The organism is Blastococcus sp. KM273129 (assembly GCF_021698995.1).
In the GTDB taxonomy this organism is placed as follows: domain Bacteria; phylum Actinomycetota; class Actinomycetes; order Mycobacteriales; family Geodermatophilaceae; genus Blastococcus.
This window is the reverse complement of record NZ_SSXB01000142.1, coordinates 1-4,335: the sequence shown is the minus strand read 5'-3', so window position 1 is coordinate 4,335 and position 4,335 is coordinate 1. Positions and strand designations below refer to the sequence as shown.

The following is a 4,335-nucleotide window of genomic DNA, read 5'->3' as shown; positions in this document are numbered from 1 at the left end:
GCCCCGCCCCCCACCCGGAGGAGACCCCGATGCTCCGCTCCATGTTCTCCGCCATCTCCGGTCTGCGTGCCCACCAGACCAAGATGGACGTCACCGGCAACAACATCGCCAACGTCAACACCGTCGGCTTCAAGAGCAGCTCCACCGTCTTCCAGGACACGCTCTCGCAGATCGTGCGCGCCGGCGGCGCCCCCGCCGAGGACCGCGGCGGCACGAACCCCGCGCAGATCGGCCTGGGCGTGAAGCTCGCAGCGGTCACCACCAACTGGACCAACGGGGCCGCCCAGTCGACCGGCCGCTCGACCGACTTCATGATCGAGGGCGACGGCTTCTTCGTCACCAGCGGGCCCGGCGGGGAGCAGCTGTACACCCGGGCCGGCTCGTTCGACTTCGACGCCACCGGCCGGCTGGTCACCCCCGACGGCAGCATCCTGCAGGGCTGGATCGCCGAGGCCGACGGCACCATCAACCCGAACGGCCCGATCGGCCCCCTGTCCGTGCCCTACGGCCAGATCGTCAACCCGCGCGCCACCACCGCCGGCCAGCTCGAGGGCAACCTCAACGCCGCGTCGCCGGTGGGCGCGATCGTGCAGACCCCGACGACGATGTACGACGCGCAGGGCGTCGGGCAGCCGATGACCTACACGTTCACCAAGACCGCCGACAACACGTGGAGCCTCGTCGTGCGGGACGCAGCGGGCGACGCCAAGCAGTTCAGCGCAGCGGACGGAACCCCCATGGTCGACGGGGGCGGCGCCCCGGTCGAGGCCATGACCGTCGAGTTCGACGTGAACGGCGTGATGACCGCACCGGCCGGCGACATCTCCTTCCTGCCCGGCGGCGCCAGCTGGGCCGGGCCGGTGTCGGTCGCCCTGGGCGGCGGCTCGATCACCCAGTTCGCCGGCTCCAGCGAGGTCACCGCCCCGGAGCAGGACGGCTACGCCCTGGGCTCGCTGCAGTCGTTCTCGCTCTCCAACGACGGCACCATCACCGGCGTCTACTCCAACGGCCTGCGCCAGCCGCTCGGGCAGCTGGCCATGGCCGCCTTCAACAACCCCAGCGGGCTGGAGAAGGCCGGCAACTCCTCGTTCCGCGTGGGCGACAACTCCGGCGTGGCGATGATCGGCGTCGCCGGTGCCGGAGGGCGCGGGCAGCTGGTCTCCGGTGCCCTGGAGATGTCCAACGTCGACCTCTCCGAGGAGTTCACCAGCCTGATCGTCGCCCAGCGCGGCTTCCAGGCCAACAGCCGCGTGATCACCGCGTCCGACGAGATCCTCCAGGACCTGGTGAACCTCAAGCGCTGAGCATCGGCCCGCCTGCAGGGGCCCGCCGCGAGCGTGCGGGCGGTGGGGGGCAGGCGGGTCCTTCCGCTGCCATCCCGGCGCAGCCCGACCACCGGCGGCCCGGTCACCCGGAAGGGTGACCGGGCCGTCCGTCACACGCCCCCCGCCAGCACCTTCGGCTCAAGGAGGCCCCGACCGGGGCCGATGACAGAGGTGCCGTTCCCGCCCGGTACACCGGCACCCCGAGCAAGAGGACCCACCCGTGATCCGAGTGACGCGCCTGAACGGCGACGAGTTCGCGCTCAACCCCGACCTGATCGAGAAGGTCGAGGCCCACCCCGACACGGTCGCCTTCCTGGTGGACGGCACGAAGTACGTGGTGCGCGAGAGCGTGTCCGAGGTGCTGCAGGAGATCCGCGAGTACCGCGCCGGCATCCTCGCCCTCTCCTACGAGATGGACCGCGGCACCTACCGCCCGCAGGTCCCCGGGCAGCCGGTGGGCGACTCGTCCGTCGTCCCCTTCCCGACCCGAGAGGAGCGCTGACCCGTGGATCCGGCCACCCTGATCGGGTTCGCCATCTCCATCATCGCCCTGGTCGTCTTCATGATCCTCGAAGGCGCCGACCCGACATCGCTGATCTTCCTGCCGGCGATCGTCCTGGTGGTCATCGCCACCTTCGGCGCGGCGGCGGCCAGCCAGACGATGGACGACCTGAAGAAGGTCGGCAGCTGGTTCAAGATGGCCGTGATGCCGGCGAAGGTGCCGCCGCCGACCGACCAGATCCAGACCCTGGTCAGCCTCGCGGAGAAGGCCCGCAAGGAGGGCCTGCTCGCGCTGGAGGCCCAGGTCAAGCAGATCGAGGACCCGTTCCTCAAGCGCGGGCTGCAGATGGGCATCGACGGCACCGACCCCGAGGAGCTGCGTGCCGTCCTCGAGAGCGAGATCGCGGCCAAGAAGGCCGAGGACAAGGTCGCCGCCAAGTTCATGAACAACATGGGCGGCTACGCGCCGACCATCGGCATCCTGGGCTGCATCGTCGGCCTGATGAACGTCATGGGGAACCTCAACAACCCCGAGACGCTCGGTCCCATGGTCGCCGCGGCGTTCATCGCCACGCTCTGGGGCGTCATGGCCGCCAACTTCTGGTTCCTCCCCATGGGCGCCAAGATCCTCCGGGTCAGCGAGCTGCAGGCCGCGCAGATGGAGCTGCTCGTCGAGGGCATCGCCGAGATCCAGGCCGGCACGAGCCCGCGCGCCGTCCGGCTCAAGCTGACCTCGCTCGTGCCGCCGGGCTCGGTGGCCAAGGAAGCGGCGTGACCCCGTGAGCAGCGGTCACGGCCGCCGCCGCGGCAAGAAGCACGAGGAGCACGAGGAGCACGAGAACCACGAGCGGTGGCTGGTGTCGGGCTTCGACATGATGACCCTGCTGTTCGTGCTGTTCGTGGTCCTCTTCGCGATGAGCAAGGTGGACGAGCAGAAGTTCGCGGCCCTGGCCAAGGGCATGGCCGAGAGCTTCGGCGGGCCCATCACCGTCCAGCCGGGCCCGACGCCGGAGGGGGCCGTCCTCGACGGGCTGCCCGGCGTGGTCGACATCGCCTCCGCCATCCCGTCGGACCCGACCGTCGCGCAGGCCGAGCTCGACAAGGCCGCCGCGCAGGCCGCGGCGGAGCGGGCCGAGCGCATCGCCGGCGAGGCGCAGGCCGCCTACGACGACCTGGCCCGGGCCCGCGACCGGATCGACGCGGCGCTCACCGCGGCGGGGTACGCCGGCGCCGCCCGCTTCGAGATCGACGAGCGCGGCCTGGTCGTGCACATCGTGGCCGACCAGGTGCTCTTCGACGCCGAGGAGGCCGTCCTCCGACCCGAGGGGCGGGCGATCCTCAGCGCCGTCGCGCCCACCCTCGGCGAGCTGCCCAACCAGCTCGGGGTGGAGGGCCACGCCAACCACCTCCCGGTCACCGCCGGCGGCCCGTGGCCGTCGAACTGGGAGCTCTCGGCCACCCGCGCGACCACGGTCGTCCGGTACCTGGCCACGGAGGGGATCCCGCAGCCGCGCCTGTCGGCCGTCGGCTACTCCTCGACCCGGCCGCTGGTGCCCGAGTCCGACCCCTCCGCACTCACCGTCAACAGACGGGTCGACGTCGTCGTCCTGTCCACCGCGTCGGCGGAGGCCAACGCCCTCCTGCCCGGCCTCGACGCCGCCCACCGAGGAGTGACCGAATGAGCAAGGACAAGACCGCGCCCGCCGACGGCGAGGAGACCGAGGGCAAGGGCGGCAAGGGCAAGCTCCTCCTGGCGCTGGCCCTGGTGCTGCTCGCCGGCGCCGGTGCCGCCTACTTCTTCCTCTTCGCCGGCTCCGGCGAGGCGGAGGCCGCAGCACCCGAGCACGGCGGCTACACCGCGCTGGAGCCCATCGCGGTGAACCTCGCCGGTGGTGGCTACCTGAAGATCGGGATCACCCTGGACTACACCGTCGAGGCCGCCGGCGGCGGCCACGGCGCGGGCGGTGTCGACGGCGCCAAGGCCTACGACGCGATCATCTCCACCTTCTCGCAGGCCAACCCGGCCGACGTCACCAACGCCCGGGAGGCGCTGAAGGAGTCGCTGGAGCAGAAGATCATCGAGGCCTACACCGTCGACGGTGTCCAGACGGTCATGGGCATCTACTACACGGAGTACGTCACGCAGTGAGACTCGACCGAGTCCCCCTCCGCACCCGCCCGGCGTCGCCGGCGGAGGTGGAGGGCGGCTGCCGACCGGTTGATGCGAGCCGTCGACGCCCATCCACCACCGGGCGAGCCGCAGGTGCGACAGGCGGCCGGGCGGACGATGTGCGCTGAGTGGGGACACCAGCTCCTGGAACTCCCACCCAGCGCACATCGTCACCCGCCGACCGGATGAGCCCCTGACCGGTACTGCTCCGCTCCACCCGCACCACCCGCCACACGACCCCCGGCCGGCACGGGGCACCCGCGGCGCCCGGTCAGGGTGCCCCGTGCCGGCCGGGGGTCGTGTGGCGGGTGGTGCGGGTGGAGCGGAGCAGTACCGGTC

General features: G+C 71.6%; 5 protein-coding genes. All 5 read left to right on the top strand.

The genetic code is table 11. The features are described from left to right. The coding region (locus tag E9565_RS21560; protein WP_236836695.1) for a flagellar hook protein FlgE at nucleotides 1-1,304 on the top strand (1,304 nt) is incomplete at its 5' end. 241 nt (nucleotides 1,305-1,545) lie between these two features. After that, nucleotides 1,546-1,827 carry a flagellar FlbD family protein gene (locus E9565_RS21555; protein WP_236828800.1) on the top strand — a complete coding sequence of 94 codons (282 nt, stop codon included), beginning with the start codon at nucleotides 1,546-1,548 and terminating at the stop codon, nucleotides 1,825-1,827. Nucleotides 1,828-1,830: 3 nt separating this feature from the next. Next, nucleotides 1,831-2,601: a motility protein A gene (locus E9565_RS21550; protein WP_236828798.1), complete on the top strand. Its 771-nt coding sequence runs from the start codon at nucleotides 1,831-1,833 to the stop codon at nucleotides 2,599-2,601. Nucleotides 2,602-2,605: 4 nt separating this feature from the next. Beyond that, a complete protein-coding gene (locus E9565_RS21545) occupies nucleotides 2,606-3,508 on the top strand; it encodes a flagellar motor protein MotB (RefSeq protein WP_236836694.1) in 903 nt (300 codons plus the stop codon). Next, on the top strand, nucleotides 3,505-3,975 hold the full coding sequence (locus tag E9565_RS21540; RefSeq protein WP_236828795.1) for a flagellar basal body-associated FliL family protein: 471 nt from the start codon (nucleotides 3,505-3,507) through the stop codon (nucleotides 3,973-3,975). The genes E9565_RS21545 and E9565_RS21540 overlap by 4 nt, the downstream gene beginning before the upstream one ends. Nucleotides 3,976-4,335 lie beyond the last annotated feature (360 nt).

Coding starts and splice junctions, on each gene's coding strand:
- E9565_RS21540 (WP_236828795.1), top strand. CDS start 3,505: ATGAGCAAGGACAAGACCGCGCCCGCCGACGGCGAGGAGACCGAGGGC.